Here is an 18,849-nt window from a genome sequence, read left to right on the forward strand (position 1 = left end):
AATTAAAGAAGGCTAAAGAAAATGCAATATCCTGAACCTATCGCAAAATTGATTGAAAGTTATATGAAATTACCAGGTATTGGTGGTAAAACTGCTACAAGATTAGCTTTTTTTACAATTGATATGGATGAAGATGATGTCACCGATTTTGCTAAATCACTAATATCTGCCAAACGAGACCTACATTATTGTAGTATCTGTGGCAATATTACTGAAGAAGATCCTTGTCAGATTTGTTCTGATTCATCACGTGATCAAACCAAAGTTATTGTTGTAGAAGAACCTAAAGATGTGATGTCTTTAGAAAAAATGAAAGAGTATCACGGCTTGTATCACGTGCTTCATGGTGTATTATCACCAATTGAAGGTAAAGGGCCGGAAGATATTAATATCACAAGTTTATTAACACGTCTTCAATCGCATCCCGATATGCAGGAAGTTATTATTGCGACAAATGCAACGCCAGAAGGTGAAGCAACGTCAATGTATTTATCGAGATTGATTAAACCGGCTGGAATTAAAGTGACAAGATTAGCCCATGGACTATCTGTAGGTAGCGATATTGAGTACGCAGATGAAATGACGTTGTTTAAAGCGATTGAAGGACGTACTGAAATATAGAAATGAGCTGACGGTGTAATGTTTAATAAAAAAACAAAACTTAAATTACGTAAAGAGTATGACGCTAAGTTGCTAGAGTCAATTGATCTCGCTAAAATAGCATGGGATCAAGCCAAACAAACTGAAGAGGCCATTTACGAAGTTGATGAAGAATTAATTAATGAAACACAGATGGCAAGAAAAAGATATTTCTTTCTCTATAATGAAGCGCGTGTTCGTTCAGTTAAAGGGCATATGCAGGCTTCAGTAATCACACATTAAATTAGAAAGAACGTTGAGACAATTCGCCTAACTTGTCTTGGCGTTTTTTTGTGAAATGCTGATTAGATTTATTAAATAAGAGATAGTATACTAATAGTAGGTTTATCTTATGGACAGGTTTTTAAGATTCAAGTACAATAATAATAAGTATTGGGGTCGTTAATGTGACTGGAAAATTTATAACGATTGAAGGACCAGATGGGTCCGGCAAAACGAGTGCCTTAAAAGGTATTATAAAAAAGATACAAAATAACTTGGTAAAAGAATTAGTTATAACACGTGAACCAGGTGGAAGTCCGATATCTGAAGCCATTCGTGAAGTTGTCTTAAATCAAGATTATCCAGAGATGGATAAACGAACTGAAGCATTATTGTTTGCAGCATCAAGACGTCAGCATATCGCAGAAATAATTTTCCCAGCACTTAAGGAAGATAAAATTGTAATATGTGATCGTTATGTTGATAGTTCAATTGCTTACCAAGGTGCTGGTAGAGATATCGGAACGCAAGCGGTTGCTGATATGAACCTATTTGCAACAAATGGAACAGAACCTGATTTAACTTTATACTTTGACGTACCATCAGAAATTGGATTAAAACGAATTTTTGAGCATCGTCAAAATGAAATAAATCGTTTAGATGATGAAAAGTTAGAGTTCCATCAAAAAGTACGCAAAGCATACCAACAATTAGCAGTGAAAAATCCAGAACGTATTATAACCATTAATGCGGCGCAACCTTTGGAAAAAGTAATTGACGATTGTATTGACGTTCTGAAGAAAAAATTACCCGAGTCTTTTAAATAAATGAAATGAGGGAATTCAAATGAAATTAATTACAGCGATTGTTCAAGATAAAGATAGTAACCGATTAAGCAATATATTTATAGATTCAAATGTCCGTGCAACAAAACTATCAACAACTGGTGGTTTTTTAAAGTCTGGTAATACAACCTTTTTAATTGGTATTGAAGATGAACGTGTTGATGAGGTATTACAAATCATTAAAGAGACATCATCAACGCGTGAACAATTTATGGCCCCCCCTGTTAACTTAGATGTTTCAATGGATGCACAAGTACCATTTCCATTAGAAGTTCAGGTTGGTGGTGCAACAGTATTTGTCTTACCAGTAGAAGAGTTTCATCAATTTTAGGAGTAAATAGTAATGACAGAATTAGCTGATGAAACCAGTAATATTAAAATTCAAGAATTACAGCCAAAATTAATTGAACATTTTGAAAAATTGATAATAACAAATAAGTTAGCCCATGCTTATCTATTTTCCGGACCAGAAGGTATTGGTAAGGTTGAACTAGCACAATGGATTGCAATGCGACTCTTTTGTACTGCTGACGAGGATCAAAAGCCTTGCGGTGTATGTGGTGAATGTCAACGAATTCTATCAGGTAATCACCCTGATATCGTGAGTGTTAAGCCTGAAGGCCAGTCAATTAAAGTTGATCAAATTCGATTTTTGAAATCAGAATTTTCAAAAAGTGGTGTTGAAGGTAGCCAAAAGATTTTTATAATTGAAAAAGCTGAGAGTATGACAGCTAGTGCTGCGAACAGTTTACTTAAATTTTTAGAAGAGCCTGTTGGAAATGTGAAAGCTTTCTTATTAACAGAAAATAAAAATCAAATTTTGCCAACTATTCAATCACGGTGCCAACTGGTTAATTTTGTCGCACTCTCTCAAGAAAAATTGATTCAAAATTTATTAAATCAAGGTATCTTGAAAGATCAGGCTCAGTTACTTGTTCATGTAACTGAGAGTACAAGCCATGCTGTAGCATTAGCACAAGATGAGAATTTTACTGAAATGACAAATCAAGTTTGGAATTGGTTCAGTAAATTATTGAAAAATGATGCTGAAAGTTTCATTTTGGTACAAACAAAACTAGTGCCACTCGCAAAAGAAAAACAACAACAGGCATTGATGGTTGATTTAATGGTACTGTTAGCGCGTGATTGTTTACTTGTCCGTTATAATCGTAAGGAACAAGTGAGTTTTTCTAATCGTTTAACTGAAATTGATAAAATAACTCAAATGATTAGTGATAAAAAGTTAGTTGCTATATTAGATGGTTGTTTACAAATTAAAACGATGCTCCAAATAAATATGACATTTCAAAGTGCAATTGAAGTAACAACGTTAAAATTAATAGATTTATAAAATATGAAATGAAGGTGATTTTGTGGATAAGCGTCAACTATATGATAATTTTATAGCTATCGAGGAAGAAATGAAAAAAATGTTATCGAGTTTTGAAACAATAAAATCTGATATGACTGGTGTTCTTGAAAATAACGCTGAATTGGAGATTGAAAACCAACATTTGAGAGAACGATTAAGTGAAATAGAACGACAAACGTCTAAGAATTTTAATGAATCTTCCGATGCAAATCTGTCAAAATCACGTCAAAACTTAGAAAAATTATATGATCAAGGTTTTCATATTTGTAATATTGAAGGGATGTACGGATCACGTCGAGTCGATGATGAACCTTGTGCTTTCTGTTTAGATTTAATTTATGGGGAGCGCGAAGTATGAGTGAAATAGCAGCACAAAGCAGTTTTCAAGGTAAAGGGACAACTGGGTCATTATATTTAGTACCGACACCAATTGGTAATTTATCTGATATGACGTTTAGAGCGATTGATATTTTAAAAGAGGTTGACTATATAGCAGCCGAAGATACACGAAACACACAAAAATTATTAAATCATTTTGAAATTGAAACAAGTCAATTGAGTTTTCATGAACATAATACGCAAGAACGTATTCCGCAATTTGTTGATAAAATATTGGCTGGTCAATCAATCGCACAAGTAAGTGATGCAGGAATGCCATCAATTAGTGATCCTGGGCATGATCTTGTTAAAGCATGTATTGAAGCTAAGATTCCAGTTGTGCCACTTCCTGGGGCAAATGCCGGGATCACTGCATTAATAGCTTCTGGATTAGCGCCACAACCGTTCTTATTCTATGGTTTTTTATCGCGAAAACCTAAGAGTCAAAAAGAAGAATTAGCTGAGTTGAAAAATCAAACAATGACGCTTATTTTTTATGAAGCACCACATCGCTTGAAAAAAACATTAACACAAATAGCTGCTAGCCTTGGTGGTCAGCGTAAAGTTGTACTATGCCGAGAATTAACTAAACGTTATGAAGAATTCTTGCGTGGAACACTGGATGATGCTATCAAATGGGCTGGCACTGAGCAAGTCCGTGGAGAATTTTGTGTAATTGTTGAGGGAAATGATTCGCCAGAAGCAACGGAAGTTGATCATCTGGCTAATATGTCAATTGAAGAACAAGTTGATTATTTGATTGAAACAGGTATGAAAACTAATGATGCGATAAAAGAGATTGCTAAGAAACAAGAGATGAAAAAACAAGAAGTTTATAATCTGTATCATCAGATTTAAGGAGTGAACATATTGGCAGATAATAAATTTAGTGAGCTACATCGTGCGGTTTACTATGAAGGCGATAAAAGTGGGCGTGTGACAGTAGCAATGCTAATTAACATGATTATTTTGGTTTCAACAGACCAAAGTGATAGCTTAGGAATTACTGAAAAAGATTTAACAAATTTGGGCTTTGGTTGGGTTATTACACAATATCTTATTGATATTTCGAGAATACCACATATTGATGAGAATTTAACATTAACTACTGAGGCTGTTTCGTACAATCGTTTCTTCTGTTACCGAGATTTCTGGGTTCATGATGAAGCAGGTAATGAGTGTGCACATATTCATGCTGTATTTGTTTTAATGGATCATAAAACACGTAAAATGACTCGTGTATTGCCAGAAGTTATTGAACCTTTTGGTGCTGAATATACACGAAGAATTGAGCGTTTGGAGAAACCAGTTGGTATCATGAAAGAAGATACAATAGCTGCTAAAAAATCATATGACGTTCGATTCTTTGATATTGATCCAAATCAACATGTAAACAATTCAAAATATTTTGATTGGTTATTAGATTCATTGTCAGAAGACTTTTTAATGTCACATGATTTGAAACATATGAATATTAAATATGAAAAAGAAATTCACTATGGTCATAAGATAGATAGTATCGTTGTTATTGATAACTTAACGACACATCACCAGATTAAAATTGGTGATGATGTTTATTGTGAAGCTGACTGTGAGTGGACGAAACGTTAGAATAAAAAATGCTCTGAGTAACTGGAAGTCTATCCAGTTACTCAGAGCATTTTTTATATTTTTATGATAAAGCATCTGCGACATAAATCGAGAGTTCTTCTTTTTCAAGACCAGCACTTAATCCAACCAATAGTTTGATTCTTGCTTTTTGACCATTTAAGCCACGACAGAAGATGCCGCCCATTTTTTTCAATTGAACGCCACCACCTTCATAGTCGTAAACATCTTGTGCCACGCCATTAAAGCAACGTGAAACAATTACAACTGGAATATCGCGATCAATTAATTTTTGAAGATTAGCTAAAACTTGTGGGGGAAGATTTCCTGCACCAAGAGCTTCAATGACAATACCGTTCGTTTGGTCATTATTAAGAAAACCAAGTAAATCAGCATCCATTCCAGCATAAGCCTTAATTAAATAAACATGATCAACAACTTTGTCGATTGCTAAGCAAGTCTGGCTTAGCAATTCGGCAAAAAAGGTCACGTTATCTTTAGCGATACTACCAATTGGGCCAAACGTTGGTGTTCTAAAAGTTGCGACATTTGTTGTATGTGTTTTTGTTACATAGCGTGCTGTATGAATTTCATCATTCATAACAACTAAGACACCTTTATCAACTGCATCATCACTTGCTGCAGTTAAGATGGCTGTTTGAAAATTGTGTAAGCCATCTGAGCCTATTTCATTTGCGGAACGCATAGCACCTGTTAAAACGACAGGTAGATGGTTCGGTAATGTAAGATCTAAAAAATAAGCAGTTTCTTCTAATGTATCCGTACCGTGAGTAATAACAATACCATCAATCGCTTCCGCGGATGCACGCATAATTCTTTTTTGAATAATTAGCATCTCTATGGGGCCAATATGTGGGGATGGTAAGTTAAAAATATTTTCAGTGATTAAATCGAAACGATCACCAAATGGATTTTCAACTTGGTTTAAAGGGTTTTCTGCACCAGGTGCAACTGCGCCTGTTTCTTGATTTTCAGACATGGCGATTGTACCACCAGTGTGTAAAATTAATATTTTTTTCATATTTTCCTCCTTGCTGACACTTAGATTATACATATTATATTGTACTTTGACTATGAATTTGTTACTGTATATGAACAGATAAGGTGGTTATGAGAATGAAAGAAAAACAATTAAGTAAGAATGAGTATTTATTTATTAGCTCAATGTTATTCGGTTTATTTTTTGGCGCGGGAAATTTAATTTTTCCAGTCTTTGTAGGTCAACAATCCGGACAAAACCTGTGGATAGGTAATTTAGGCTTTCTAATTGCTGGTGTTGGGTTACCTTTTTTAGGTGTAATTGCTATTGGATTGTCTAAAAGTAGGGGAGTTTTCGATTTAGCCTCTAAGGTTAATCGAACGTATGGCATAATTTTCACAATGTTGCTCTACCTAACTATTGGACCGCTATTTGCAGGTCCAAGATCAGCAACTATTCCGTTTGAAATTGGAATTGCACCACATATTAAAGCCAGCCAACATTCAGTATGGCTATTATTATTTTCAATTTTATTCTTCACAATAGTTTGGCTTTTGGCAGTTAAACCAACCAAGATATTAGTCTATGTTGGTAAGTATTTAAATCCCATATTTTTATGTGCGTTGGCTATTTTATTGTTATTTGTATTTATTAAGCCAATGGGTAATTTTTCAGATTTCCCCGCAACAAGTTCTTACAAGAATGGTGCTTTTATGTCTGCTTTTGGGCAAGGATATTACACTATGGATGCACTCGCTGGTTTGGCTTTTGGTATTATCATTGTGGATACAATTAAAGATTTAGGTATTACGAATCCTAAATCAATTACTAAAGGGATTATCTATTCTGGTAGTATCAGTGTTATTTTGATGGGAATCATCTATACATGCTTGGCCTATCTTGGGGCAACGAGTCTGGGTGTATTTCCACATTCTGGTAATGGTGGTGCTATTTTAGCTCAAGTTGCTCAACGTTATTTTGGACAATTCGGAAGTTTCTTTCTTGCTGCAATTATTGTTGTTGCTTGTATTAAAACGGCAATTGGCGTGACTAGCGCATGTGCTAAAACATGTGTTGAAATTATTGGTCATGGTAGCTATAAATTGTATTTAACACTTGGTTGTGTGATTAGTTGTTTAATTGCCAACGTTGGGTTAGATCAATTAATTACATTATCAACACCAGTTTTGATGTTGCTTTACCCACTTGCTATTGTATTGATGATTGCTGCCTGTTTAGAACCTACTTTAAATAAGTATGACTTAAAAGTCAGCATTATCTACAAATGGTTAACCGTTTTAACGCTTTTTAGTGCCATTTTTGATGGACTAAACGCGATGCCAATTTCAATTAAAAATTTAGCTTTTGCTAAAAATATGTTAGCATTTGCAAATCATTATTTACCACTGTTTAATATTGGCTTAAGTTGGATAGTTCCTGCTGCGTTAGGATTACTTATGGGACTAATTTTTATGATTCGTGAAAAGAAAATAAATTAAAAAGAAACACCCAAAGTTATTTTCTTTTTAGTGGTATACTACACAAGTAGTAAAATACAAAATTTCGGGGTAGAGAATACAGCGTTAAGTGCCAAAAGGACGGAATGTGTCTTTTGGACGAAGGCTAGCGATAGCTGCGGTTGTGTTTTCGCATTCGCCGCATACCACAATGTGGCAACTCCAACGAGGAGATGTCTGAATCATGGAAAATTTAACAAAGAGGTTAACCGCAAAGAATATAGCGGTGATGGGTCTATTATTGGCTGGTCAAATTATTCTAACTAATTTATTATCGTATCAGGTATTGACGTTACGGATAAGTTTCACTTTTATTGCGACTTATCTATTAGCGGCGTGGTTTGGCCCATTACTGGGTGGTATTGGTTCTGTTTTATCGGATTTACTTGGAACAGTATTATTCAGTAAAGGAGGTACATTTTTCTGGGGATTCTCGCTATCTGCTTTCTTAGGTGCGTTTTTCTATGGACTTGTATTTTATAAAAAACCATTTACGTTACCGCGAATTATTATTGCCGTATTAATCAATGTCGTTGTTATTGATTTATTGTTAAATACATTCTGGCTAGTATTAATGTACCAGTCACCTTGGACAATTATCTATGCACGTGCTATCAAAGATTTAATTTTAATTCCAATTCAAATTATTTTGTTATATATGGTTGGTAATAATAAACAAATCCAAAGATTAGGTAAACGATTATAGGAGGATTCAATCTATGCCATTGATGAAAATTGATATGATTGAAGGCCGTTCTGAAGGCCAAATAAAAGAAATTTTAGATATTGCTTATGATGTAATGCTTAATTCATTTGGCGCACCAGTTAGTGACAGATATCAAATTGTCACTCAACATCCAATAAATGAAATGCAAATTTTAGATACTGGGCTTGGATTTATGCGAACAAAAGAAGTATTGGTCTTTAGTTTAACAACGCGACCAAGAACGACAGAGCAAAAAGAAACCTTCTATCAACAGTTAATGCAACAGTTACAAACAAAAGTTGGATTGAGACCAGAAGATTTAATGATTAATTTAACAACTAATACTGATGAAGATTGGAGCTTTGGCATGGGCCAAGCACAATTTTTAACGGGTGACTTATAGAAATTAACCAGACGGCGAATTTATTTTCGTCGTCTATTTATTTGCTAAAGAAGGGTGAATCACTGATAAATTTACTAAAATAAGTTATAATAAAGAAAATAAACTATTTGGAGGAATTTAAATGTCAATTTTAGTTTTGGGTGGCGCAGGTTACATTGGTTCACATACTGTTGATCAATTAGTAGAAAATAGTCGTGATGTTGTTGTTGTCGATAATTTAGTGACAGGGCACTTAGAGGCTGTTAATAAAAAGGCAAAATTTTATCAAGGAGATATTGCGGATAAAAATTTTATGCGCAATGTTTTCAAAAATGAGGATATTGAAGCAGTTATTCATTTTGCAGCTTCATCTCTTGTTGGTGAATCAATGGTAAAACCATTAAAATATTTTGACAATAATACAGCAGGGATGATTCATTTACTTGAAGTCATGACTGAAGTTGGCGTTAAAAAAATCGTCTTTTCTTCAACAGCTGCAACATATGGTGAACCTAAAGTTGTCCCAATTCATGAAGATGACCCTCAAATTCCAACAAATCCATATGGTGAAAGTAAATTAGCCATGGAAAAAATTATGCACTGGACTGACGTTGCAGATGGTGTTAAGTTTGTCGCATTACGTTATTTCAATGTTGCTGGATCAAAACCAGATGGTAGCATCGGTGAAGATCACAATCCTGAAACACATTTAATTCCAATTATTTTACAAGTTGCTAACGGAGAACGTGAAAAATTACAAATTTTTGGGGACGATTATGATACCAAAGATGGTACAAACGTCCGTGATTACGTGCATGTTCTTGATTTAGCAGATGCGCACATTCGCGCCTTAGATTACTTACTTGCGGGAAATGAAAGTAATGCCTTTAACTTGGGTTCATCTAATGGATTTTCAAATATGGAAATTCTAGAAGCAGCACGCCGTGCAACAGGTAAAGAAATTCCTGCAGAAATTGCACCACGTCGTGCAGGTGATCCTTCAACTTTAATTGCAGCAAGTGAAAAAGCACATGAAATTCTTGGTTGGGCTCCTAAGTATGAAAATATGGAAGATATCATTAAGACAGCATGGACTTTTGAACAGACGCATCCAAATGGATTTTCAAAATAAATTAGTTATTAACCATAGGACAATTATTTGTCCTATTTTTTTGTTAATTTTCTCTTAGAAAAAATTTGTGATACTATTTTTGTGCTAAAATGTTAACAAAGCAGAGATAAAGGAAGATATGAATGAAAATTTTAGCAATTGATACATCGAATATACCACTCAGCGTCGCTGTTTTAGAAGATAGTGCATTATTAGCAACTATCACAACGAATATAAAAAAAAATCACAGTATTACATTGATGCCAGCAATTTCTGATGTCATGAAATTAGCAGGTATTAAGCCTGCAGAGCTAGACCGAATTGTGGTTGCACAAGGTCCAGGATCTTTTACTGGTCTCAGGATTGGCGTTGCCACAGCTAAAACACTAGCATTTACATTAGATTGTGAATTAGTTGGTGTCTCTAGTTTAGCAATGTTGGCTGCAGGTATTTCCACAAATAGTGATTCTGATATTGTACCGTTATTTGACGCACGTAGGAATTACGTATTCTCAGGTTTGTATAAAAATGATAATGAGCTTGTAAATGAATTACCAGACCAGCATAGAGAACTTGTGACTTGGGTGACTGAATTAAAAGAGCGTAACCGACCACAAATTTTTGTTGGAACTGATGTCGATTTATTTAAACAACAAATTATCGATATTTTAGGTGATCAGGCACAGTTTCCAGCTTCATTTTTAAATATTCCTCAGGCATTTATTTTGGGATTAATTGGTAAAGATAAAGAGCCCGCTAATCAGGAGACATTTATTCCGAATTATTTACGATTAACGCAAGCAGAGACGCAATGGTTAGAAACCCATTCAGATAAGGATCATAATACCTATGTTGAAAAAATTTAAAGCACGAGTGAAACAAATTATTCCAGAATTAAGACCAGATGAACCTGTTAGGACATTAGTTTTTCAGAATCATAGAATTAAAATTAGAAATGAAAGTTATTTTATGACACGTGCTGTTGTACCTGATATTCCGGAACTACTTGAGATTGAAAAAGCAGTTTATGATGGTAAATCACCATGGAGTGCAAAAATATTTGAAGGCGAAATTTGCCAAAAAAGCAAAACACTTTATTTAGTCTTACGTAAGGAAGATAAAATGTTAGGCTTTATTGGTTGTTCAACGGATGCAATAACGGGAGACGTACATATTGCGAATATTGCTGTTCTACCTGAATGTCAGGGTAGAGGGATGGGAAACTTTTTGGTAACGTCTATTACAAGGCGTGCTCGTTTAATGAGATTTAGAACAGTTAGTTTAGAGGTTCGCCGTGATAACCAGACGGCTTTAAATCTATACCACCAATTAGGATTTACTAAAGTGGGTATCCGAGAGAATTATTATGTTGAAGATGGGCAAGATGCTGTTGATATGTTGCTTAAATTAAAATAAAGGAATATGAATTAAGTTGAAAGAGGTCTCAATGGATAAAACGGAAAGAAATCTAATTTTAGCATTTGAATCAAGTTGTGATGAAACTAGTGTCGCAGTGGTCGAAGACGGTCATCTTATTTTGTCGAACATCATTGCAACGCAAGTTAATAGTCATAAACGTTTTGGTGGTGTTGTACCTGAAGTTGCCAGCCGCCACCATATTGAACAAATTACGAGTTGTATTAAAGATGCTATGACAGAAGCAAATGTAACTTATGATGATTTAGATGCTGTTGCGGTTACTTATGGACCAGGATTAGTTGGTGCTTTACTAGTAGGTGTTTCTGCTGCTAAAGCTATCGCATTTGCTCACGAGTTGCCTTTAATTCCCGTTAACCATATGGCAGGCCATATTTTTGCAGCGCGCTATGAATCTGAAATAGTGTATCCATCAATGGCTTTACTCGTTTCGGGTGGACATACTGAGTTAGTTTATATGCCTGAAGAAGGTCAATTTGAAATTATTGGTGAGACACGTGATGACGCAGCAGGTGAAGCTTATGATAAAGTTGGGCGTGTTCTTGGGATGACTTATCCATCAGGAAAAGAAATTGATGAACTTGCACATACTGGACAAGATACGTTTAATTTTCCGCGTGCCATGATCAAAGATGACAGTTATGACTTTAGTTTCAGTGGATTGAAAAGTGCCTTCATCAATACAGTTCACCATGCAGATCAATTAGGCGAAGAGTTGGACCGGGCTGATTTAGCAACAAGCTTTCAACAAAGTGTGATTGATGTACTTGCTGAGAAAACGGTACGTGCTTGTCATGAGTATGATATTAAACAATTAATTTTAGCCGGTGGTGTGGCAGCTAATAAAGGGTTACGTACAAGACTTGAATCTGATATGAAGAAAATGAATGATATTGAATTTGTGAAGGCGCCCATTAAATTATGTGGTGATAATGCTGCAATGATTGGTGCAGCAGGATATGTTGAATTTATTAAAGGTCAACGTGCAGGATTAAATTTAAATGCTGATCCTAGTTTAGAATTTGATTGGATAGTTTAATTATTATAAAATTAAAATAGAGATTTAGAGTTCGCCTTGTAATGCTAAACAGTTGTTTAACACTGGGGAGAACGCTAAATCTCTATTTTTTTGTAAATGGTTAATTTATATTTCTAAAATAATTTTTTGGTAAAATAAATTGGGATAGATAAACGAGTAATCCTAGTCCGAATAGAATAATAATTGTGGTTCCAAAAATAAAATCAAATTGTTGTAATTGATAGTACGCAATAATGCCAATTAACCACCAAATAATATTTAACCAATAAGGCAACGTTTTTTTCATAATAAAGTAAGTGACAAAAACAATTGCATATAATGGTGTAAAAACTGACGCGATAAAATATAAGAAATTTTGATAATTATCAATAGGAACTACCCATGCAATGACTAAGCCAAGCGCAACTATAATGATACTAATCAATTTCATATGTTTAAAGGAATGTATATTCTGAACGTTAATTGTTGCTGACATAACATCTAAAAATGTGGTTGTAACAGTTGAAAATATAATAATGAATAATGCGATTATACCTAAACCTGATGTAGCCAAGAACGAGGTAAAATCAGTGAATCCGGTTCTAGTTGTTAAAAGTAAGCCAATGGTAAACATGATTAAACTACCTAAAAAATAGCTAAACGAACTAACTGTAGACATAGCAAGTGGATGTTTTGTTGATTTTGTGTAATCACCTATTAGTGGTAGCCAAGATAACGCCATGGTGATATTTAATTCAACAGCTGATCCAAATGTCATATTTAAGCCATTGGAAGTATGTGAAACGGGTACTTTGAAAATTAAAAAAATCATGATACCTGCACCAATAACTAATAAATTAACAACAATTAAATTAATTCGATACAAACTATTTTCGCTAACTAATAACCAAATGATAATCAAAATAGCTATGACAAGTCCCATAATAATTGAATTTTTAAAATTAAGTAAGGAACTTGAAATACCATTCATTGCTGAAATTGCGTTGACGATCATAACAGCGGTCCAACCAATTAGTTGAATCAAATTGATAAGTGAAAATAAGAGCACACCTGTTGAGCCAAAAGCAACTTTAGTTGACTGAATGGCTGTCTGATGCTTTTTGGCACCAATATAACCAGCAGGTAGTAAGAAGAGACCACAACCAATTAAATGACCAATTAGAATTGCAAGGAAACCTTTAGAAAAGCCAAGTGGAGCTAGTAACATGCCCGTCATAATTTCGGCAATTGAAATGGCCGCACCTAGCCAAAGTAAAAATTGTCCACGTAATTCTTTAGTTTCTGTCATCTTAATCGTCCTCCAATTTAAAATAATGATTTATGGATTGAACTGTTTGTTCAATGTTCGGACTTTTAGCAATCAAGGAAATAACAGCAACTCCCGAAACAGTTGTAGTAGCCAGTTTGGCTAAATTATTTTCTGAAATACCACCAATTGCAACAATCGGGAGTTTACTAATTGATAGTAATTGATTTAAGCCAGCTATTCCGAGAGGCGCAGTCGCATCTGACTTTGATTTTGTAGGAAAGACAGGGCCACTACCAATATAAGCGATACCTGATAATTGATTGGCTTGTTTAATTTGATCGAGTGTTTGACAAGAAAGGCCAATCGCTAATTGACCCGCCGATTGATCTATCACATTTTGAATCTTTTGGTCATTTTGGCCAACGTGAATACCATCTGCTTGAATTTCAAGTGCTAAAGGTAGATCATCATCAATGAAAAAAGGAACTTGGTATTTTGTGCATAACCTCTGACATTCAATTGCGAGTGTCTTTTTTTGTATCCGGGTTAAAGGGGTTAAGAGATTTTTTTCTCTAAATTGGAAACAAGAAATGCCTGATTTTAACGCTCGTTCTAAAGTAGGTAGTAATTGATTGTCGGCGACGTCTTGAGTTCCTGCAATGAAGTAACTTGCTAACCATGATTGATTAAATGTCTTCATTTTGCGTTACCTCACGATATGCCCAATGATTTAATGGCCCGTGACCATGTCCAACGATAATACCGTTGCTAATTGTTGCTTCAACATATTTTTTAGACACTAAGATGGCCGTTTTAATATCTTGTCCTTTGGCAATTTCTGCTGCAATGCAGGCTGAGAGGGTATCACCAGTGCCATGAGTTCGAATTGTATCAATACGTTTCGAGCTCATCCAGAATGAATCGTTATCTTCTAATAATACAAAGTCATTTACGATATTTTCAGAGTTATAATGTCCGCCTTTAATGATGACGTTTTTTGCACCTAATAATTTAATCTTTTTTCCAGCTGCACTCATGTCTTCTTTTGAATTAATGGTCAAGCCAGTTATGACTTCAGCTTCTGGAATATTCGGGGTTACTACCGTGGCTAAAGGAATTAATTCTTCTTTGATTGTAACAACAGCATCCTCAGAAAGAAGTGTGGCACCGCCTTTTGCAACCATGACAGGGTCAACAATTAGGGGACCAAATTGATATTTTTTCAGATTTTTAACGACTACTTTAACGTGTTCTGAATCTGCAAGCATCCCTGTTTTGCATGCTTTAATGGCTAAATCATTTGCAATTGAGGCAAATTGTTCATTAATAATTTTAGCAGGGAGGGGAAGACTGTCTTGCACACCAAGTGTGTTTTGTGCAGTGATTGCGACGAGAACTGTTGCAGCATAGACATGCCGTTCTTGCATCGTTTTTAAGTCAGCTTGCATACCAGCGCCACCACTACTATCGGATCCAGCAATTGAAAGTGCTTGTGGAAAATCAGGCATTATAGGTCTCCTTTCATCGTTATCTGATTAGAAAGTTCATTTATCGTTATTAAATGTAGTTTATCAAGTAGGTTAACAATAAAACTACCTGGTTTTTCGGTAATTAACTCATCAGCAACAAGTTCACCAGTTGTTGCAAAGATAAGGCAGGCGATTCTTGCTGCTTCAAACTCATTATCTTTAGAGACAGCTGCAAACGCAGCAATTAAACTTGAAAGCATATCGCCTGAACCAACATGTGTTTGGAAAAGAGACGTTCCCTGTGTCACAGTTGCAACACGCTTTCCATCAGAAATATAGTCTGTAGGACCACTTAGAACAACCGTACAATTGTACCGTTTGGCTACAATTTTTGCGATTTCTGCTAAATCTGCAGAACCATTTCCTGCATCAATACCTTTTGCTTGCCATTCAACACCAGCTAATGCAGCAATTTCACCAGCATTACCGCGAATAAAATTAAAATGAAAATGCTCAAGCAAGTTTGTAATTACTTTTTGTCGGTAAGGCATGGCAACAGCAACTGGGTCTAGCACAAGTGGGATAGCTAAATCGTTTGCGATTTGACTAACCCTCTCAATGTAAGGTAATTCTGAACTTTTAAATGATCCCATATTGATTGTGGCAGCAGCAGAAATTTGTAACATTTCGGCTGCTTCTTCAATCGCACTGGGCATGATAGGGGAAGCGCCAATTGCGTTGAGTCCATTGGCAACGTCTTGAACCGTGATGTAATTAGAAATGTTGAAAATTACTGGGTTCTCTTCACGAAGTTTATCGAGTAGTTCTAATGGCATAACTTTCTCCTCTTGAGTACACAAAAACCCCACTCTTTGACAAAAAAATTGTAGAGTGGGGTCCTTCTTCACACTTTCCTACGCAAGTTTTGGCTTACAGGTTCGAAGGGATTAGGTTGAAAAAACCTATCTCAGTTCTTCTAAAGAACACCCCTAGTGTACTTATATTTTATTTTTAGATTACAACAAAAGAATAGGCTTTCATTCTTTAAATGTCAATAAATAAAAAAAAAAAAGCTAGCTTATTCTAAAGCTAAGCTAGCTTCTTCCCAATTAGTTTCTGCAGTCTCTATTGCAGTTTGAATAGATTGTAGTTCAGTTTGTAGTTCCTGAAGTTTATCTGCATCACTAAAAATAGTAGGTTGAGACATTTTTTCTTCAAGTTCTGTTTGATGAATTTCTAATTCACTTAATTCAGATTCTAAACGATCAATTTCACGTGTTAATTTACGTTGTTCCTTTTGCGTTTCTTTATTTTGTTGATAATTAGTTGTTGGTTTAACTTCAGGGACTTCTGAAGATGAGGCAATTTCAAGTGCCATTTTTTCGGCTGCGATAGCTTCTAATTCTTCTTTTTTATCAACATAATAATCGTAATCACCCATGTAGTAAGTAGAGCCTTCTTTTGAAACTTCAATAATACTTTCTGCAACTTTATTAATGAAGTAGCGGTCATGAGAAACAAGTAAGACAGTACCATCAAAGTTAGCAATCGCCTTTTCAAGGACTTCCTTACTATCAATGTCTAAATGGTTAGTGGGTTCATCAAAGATTAGGAAGTTATCTTTGTCCATTGCAAGTTTGGTCAAAGCAAGACGCGCTTTTTCACCACCACTTAAATTTGAGACACGTTTCAAAACGTCATCCCCAGAAAATAGAAATCCACCTAATAATGATCGAATATCTGTTTCAGGAGTTGAAGGATGATCATTCCAGAGTTCATCTAAAACAGTATTTTTATCTGTTAATTGATTTTGCTCCTGATCGTAGTAGCCAACATGAACATTAGCGCCAAGGAATGCTTCACCACGAATAAATGGAATTTGGCCTAAGATACTTTTAAGTAAGGTTGATTTTCCCACACCATTCGGGCCAACAATAGCTTGAACTTGATGCTTATGTAAATCAATTGAAACGGGTTCAGATAACACTTTATTATCGTAACCAACAGCTGCCCCGGCAACAGTTAAAACGATATTACCACTCTCATCTGCAGATTTAAAACTAAAACGAGGGGCTTTTTCGTCACCTTCTGGTCGGTCAAGTTTATCTAATTTTTCGAGTTGTTTACGACGACTTTGCGCTCGTTTTGTTGTTGAGGCTCGAACAATGTTTTTATTAACAAAATCTTCGAGTTTTTCAATCTTATCTTGTTGTTTTTCGAAAACTTTCCATTCTTGTTTTAAATTAGCTTCTTTTTTTACAATAAATTGGGAGTAGTTGCCATTGTAGTGAGTCGTTTCATTATGGCTCATATCATAAACTTCTGTCACAATTTTATCTAAGAAGTAACGATCATGAGAGACAATTAAGAGTGCCCCTGTATAAGTCTTCAAATAGCCTTCTAACCAAGTTAGTGTCTCAATATCTAAGTGGTTAGTTGGTTCATCTAAAATTAATAAATCACGTTTTTCTAAAAGTAATTTTGCTAAGGCTAAACGTGTTTTTTGACCACCAGAGAGAGTCCTAATATCGCGATTGAAATCTTCTTCATAAAATCTAAAACCATGTAAAACAGAACGGATTTCTGATTCATAACCATAGCCATTTTTTTCACTGAAATCATGTGAAACTTGATCATAGGTTGATAATAGTTTTTCAAATTTTTCAGAATCTTCTGCATTTTTAGGATCAGCAATTTGGGCTTCTAATGTATGAATTTGGATTTCCATTTTTTTTAAATAATCAAAAACACGACTCATTTCGTCCCAAATCGAACGTTCTGAAGTAACAGTTGTTGTTTGTGCTAAGTAACCGATGGTCATGCCTTTATGTTTAATGATTTGACCAGCATCAGTAGCCTCTTGATCAATAATCATTTTAATTAATGTTGATTTTCCAGCACCATTTCGACCAACTAGGGCTATCCTAGCATCGTCTTTGATATCCATATTTGCATTTTCAAAAAGAACATCTGCGCCAAAATAGCGAGCTGCTTGTTGTACTTGTAACAGAATCAAAATAATTCCACCTTTCTTTTAAAGTGACGATTGAATAATTAATACTAGACTATTCATAAGAATATGAGCAATCATTGACGTTTTGATGTCACCTGTTCGTTTGTAGAGGTAACAGAAAAGTAATCCAATTAAAAAGTAGATAGCTAAATGGCCATCATTATGTGCCAAACTAAATAATAAACTAGAAAGAATTGCGGCAGAAATAGGTGATATGAAACTTGCTAAATTGCCAAAAAAGACTTTTCTAAAAACGAGTTCCTCCATAATGGGAGCACCAAGTGAGACTGCCAACATATAATAAGGATATTTTGTAAAAATAGTCATAATTTCATTTGTATTTTGTGAGGGTACGGTCGTTTTTAAAATGGTGAATGAAATTAATTGAATAACTGTTTGGATTACTAACGTTAGAACGAATCCAAGAATACCCCACGAAATAATTTGTGACCATTTAGAGGAACCATCTATTGTATTTCTAGCACTGAAGTAATGATTTAACCAAATTAACAATATTGCTCCTAAAACATAATCAGCCGTCATTACTGGATAGATAACTGATTTTAAAGAAAATAGTTGATTCAGAATTGTTGGTAAAATAAAGATAACGAGGTAGCCTAATAAAATAGCGATTGAATTTTTACTAGTTGATTTTGACATGAGAACTCCTTTAACTGTAATTAGATAGTCGTGCATTTTTCTAGTGAATAAATTTGTATGATAAGTATAGCATAATTGACTAGATAGCGAATTCAATTCATATTAAAAATTCTATTAAATAAGAGCTGAAATGCTTGCAATTGTTTGAAAAATTGATTATAGTTAATTTTGTGATTAGCACTTAGGAAGATAGAGTGCTAAA

Annotated in this window: 22 protein-coding genes and 2 riboswitches; of the genes, 15 read left to right on the plus strand and 7 right to left on the minus strand. The window is 34.8% G+C overall.

The genetic code is table 11. The features are described 5' to 3' along the window. The first annotated feature begins 21 nt into the window (after nucleotides 1-21). The 8 genes from recR (at nucleotide 22) to AC1RO3_RS06830 (ending at nucleotide 5,067) form a co-directional block, all read left to right on the plus strand. Nucleotides 22-621, plus strand: coding sequence for a recombination mediator RecR (gene recR, locus AC1RO3_RS06795; protein ID WP_409021522.1), 600 nt, complete (start codon nucleotides 22-24; stop codon nucleotides 619-621). Between the two features lie 18 nt (nucleotides 622-639). Beyond that, nucleotides 640-882, plus strand: a complete 243-nt coding sequence (locus tag AC1RO3_RS06800) for a YaaL family protein (protein WP_481761905.1) — start codon at nucleotides 640-642, stop codon at nucleotides 880-882. Between the two features lie 164 nt (nucleotides 883-1,046). After that, nucleotides 1,047-1,688, plus strand: a complete 642-nt coding sequence (tmk, locus tag AC1RO3_RS06805) for a dTMP kinase (RefSeq protein ID WP_481761906.1) — start codon at nucleotides 1,047-1,049, stop codon at nucleotides 1,686-1,688. Nucleotides 1,689-1,707: 19 nt separating this feature from the next. Then, complete coding sequence (locus AC1RO3_RS06810; RefSeq protein ID WP_409021519.1) at nucleotides 1,708-2,037, plus strand: cyclic-di-AMP receptor; 330 nt, start codon at nucleotides 1,708-1,710, stop codon at nucleotides 2,035-2,037. A gap of 12 nt (nucleotides 2,038-2,049) precedes the next feature. Continuing rightward, nucleotides 2,050-3,057, plus strand: a complete 1,008-nt coding sequence (gene holB / locus AC1RO3_RS06815) for a DNA polymerase III subunit delta' (RefSeq protein WP_481761907.1) — start codon at nucleotides 2,050-2,052, stop codon at nucleotides 3,055-3,057. 22 nt (nucleotides 3,058-3,079) lie between these two features. Further along, nucleotides 3,080-3,436, plus strand: a complete 357-nt coding sequence (locus tag AC1RO3_RS06820; protein WP_481761908.1) for a DNA replication initiation control protein YabA — start codon at nucleotides 3,080-3,082, stop codon at nucleotides 3,434-3,436. Continuing rightward, complete coding sequence (rsmI, locus tag AC1RO3_RS06825) at nucleotides 3,433-4,314, plus strand: 16S rRNA (cytidine(1402)-2'-O)-methyltransferase (RefSeq protein WP_481761909.1); 882 nt, start codon at nucleotides 3,433-3,435, stop codon at nucleotides 4,312-4,314. The genes AC1RO3_RS06820 and rsmI overlap by 4 nt, the downstream gene beginning before the upstream one ends. A 12-nt stretch (nucleotides 4,315-4,326) precedes the next feature. Beyond that, entirely contained in the window at nucleotides 4,327-5,067 is a 741-nt protein-coding gene (locus AC1RO3_RS06830; RefSeq protein WP_481761910.1) for an acyl-[acyl-carrier-protein] thioesterase, read from the plus strand. Between the two features lie 61 nt (nucleotides 5,068-5,128). Here the strand turns inward: AC1RO3_RS06830 and AC1RO3_RS06835 are convergent, their stop codons facing one another. Then, complete coding sequence (locus AC1RO3_RS06835) at nucleotides 5,129-6,106, minus strand: asparaginase (RefSeq protein WP_481761911.1); 978 nt, start codon at nucleotides 6,104-6,106, stop codon at nucleotides 5,129-5,131. A 95-nt stretch (nucleotides 6,107-6,201) separates the two neighbouring features. On the opposite strand from AC1RO3_RS06835, the gene brnQ reads away from it, so the two are divergent. From brnQ to tsaD, 7 genes are all read left to right on the plus strand, one after another. Then, complete coding sequence (brnQ, locus tag AC1RO3_RS06840) at nucleotides 6,202-7,563, plus strand: branched-chain amino acid transport system II carrier protein (protein ID WP_481761912.1); 1,362 nt, start codon at nucleotides 6,202-6,204, stop codon at nucleotides 7,561-7,563. A gap of 63 nt (nucleotides 7,564-7,626) precedes the next feature. Then, nucleotides 7,627-7,725, plus strand: a riboswitch (THF riboswitch). 40 nt (nucleotides 7,726-7,765) lie between these two features. Then, a complete protein-coding gene (locus tag AC1RO3_RS06845) occupies nucleotides 7,766-8,287 on the plus strand; it encodes a folate family ECF transporter S component (protein ID WP_481761940.1) in 522 nt (173 codons plus the stop codon). A 13-nt stretch (nucleotides 8,288-8,300) separates the two neighbouring features. After that, a complete protein-coding gene (locus AC1RO3_RS06850) occupies nucleotides 8,301-8,690 on the plus strand; it encodes a tautomerase family protein (protein ID WP_481761941.1) in 390 nt (129 codons plus the stop codon). 121 nt (nucleotides 8,691-8,811) lie between these two features. Beyond that, nucleotides 8,812-9,801, plus strand: coding sequence for a UDP-glucose 4-epimerase GalE (galE, locus tag AC1RO3_RS06855; protein WP_481761942.1), 990 nt, complete (start codon nucleotides 8,812-8,814; stop codon nucleotides 9,799-9,801). Nucleotides 9,802-9,923: 122 nt separating this feature from the next. Then, nucleotides 9,924-10,646 (plus strand): tRNA (adenosine(37)-N6)-threonylcarbamoyltransferase complex dimerization subunit type 1 TsaB, encoded by a 723-nt coding sequence (gene tsaB, locus AC1RO3_RS06860; RefSeq protein WP_481761943.1) that lies wholly within the window; start codon nucleotides 9,924-9,926, stop codon nucleotides 10,644-10,646. Beyond that, nucleotides 10,630-11,196 (plus strand): ribosomal protein S18-alanine N-acetyltransferase, encoded by a 567-nt coding sequence (gene rimI / locus AC1RO3_RS06865; RefSeq protein WP_481761944.1) that lies wholly within the window; start codon nucleotides 10,630-10,632, stop codon nucleotides 11,194-11,196. Before tsaB ends, rimI begins: the two co-directional genes overlap by 17 nt. Before the next feature lie 31 nt (nucleotides 11,197-11,227). Continuing rightward, nucleotides 11,228-12,256, plus strand: coding sequence for a tRNA (adenosine(37)-N6)-threonylcarbamoyltransferase complex transferase subunit TsaD (gene tsaD, locus AC1RO3_RS06870; protein WP_481761945.1), 1,029 nt, complete (start codon nucleotides 11,228-11,230; stop codon nucleotides 12,254-12,256). Between the two features lie 100 nt (nucleotides 12,257-12,356). Here tsaD and cytX read toward each other — a convergent pair whose 3' ends face one another. The 6 genes from cytX to AC1RO3_RS06900 all read right to left on the minus strand — a co-directional run bounded on the left by cytX (nucleotide 12,357) and on the right by AC1RO3_RS06900 (nucleotide 18,647). Next, the gene (gene cytX, locus AC1RO3_RS06875) at nucleotides 12,357-13,544 is read right to left on the minus strand and encodes a putative hydroxymethylpyrimidine transporter CytX (protein WP_481761946.1); all 1,188 of its coding nucleotides are present in this window, start codon (nucleotides 13,542-13,544) and stop codon (nucleotides 12,357-12,359) included. A gap of 1 nt (nucleotide 13,545) precedes the next feature. Beyond that, on the minus strand, nucleotides 13,546-14,205 hold the full coding sequence (thiE, locus tag AC1RO3_RS06880) for a thiamine phosphate synthase (RefSeq protein ID WP_481761947.1): 660 nt from the start codon (nucleotides 14,203-14,205) through the stop codon (nucleotides 13,546-13,548). Continuing rightward, nucleotides 14,192-15,013 (minus strand): bifunctional hydroxymethylpyrimidine kinase/phosphomethylpyrimidine kinase, encoded by an 822-nt coding sequence (gene thiD, locus AC1RO3_RS06885; protein ID WP_481761948.1) that lies wholly within the window; start codon nucleotides 15,011-15,013, stop codon nucleotides 14,192-14,194. The genes thiE and thiD overlap by 14 nt, the downstream gene beginning before the upstream one ends. Next, nucleotides 15,013-15,810 carry a hydroxyethylthiazole kinase gene (thiM, locus tag AC1RO3_RS06890; RefSeq protein WP_481761949.1) on the minus strand — a complete coding sequence of 266 codons (798 nt, stop codon included), beginning with the start codon at nucleotides 15,808-15,810 and terminating at the stop codon, nucleotides 15,013-15,015. The genes thiD and thiM overlap by 1 nt, the downstream gene beginning before the upstream one ends. Before the next feature lie 58 nt (nucleotides 15,811-15,868). After that, nucleotides 15,869-15,975, minus strand: a riboswitch (TPP riboswitch). Nucleotides 15,976-16,052: 77 nt separating this feature from the next. Then, nucleotides 16,053-17,990: an ABC-F family ATP-binding cassette domain-containing protein gene (locus AC1RO3_RS06895; protein ID WP_481761950.1), complete on the minus strand. Its 1,938-nt coding sequence runs from the start codon at nucleotides 17,988-17,990 to the stop codon at nucleotides 16,053-16,055. Nucleotides 17,991-18,008: 18 nt separating this feature from the next. Then, entirely contained in the window at nucleotides 18,009-18,647 is a 639-nt protein-coding gene (locus AC1RO3_RS06900; protein ID WP_481761951.1) for a CPBP family glutamic-type intramembrane protease, read from the minus strand. Nucleotides 18,648-18,849 lie beyond the last annotated feature (202 nt).

Source organism: Dellaglioa sp. CoH-57-MRSF-19 (assembly GCF_056781975.1).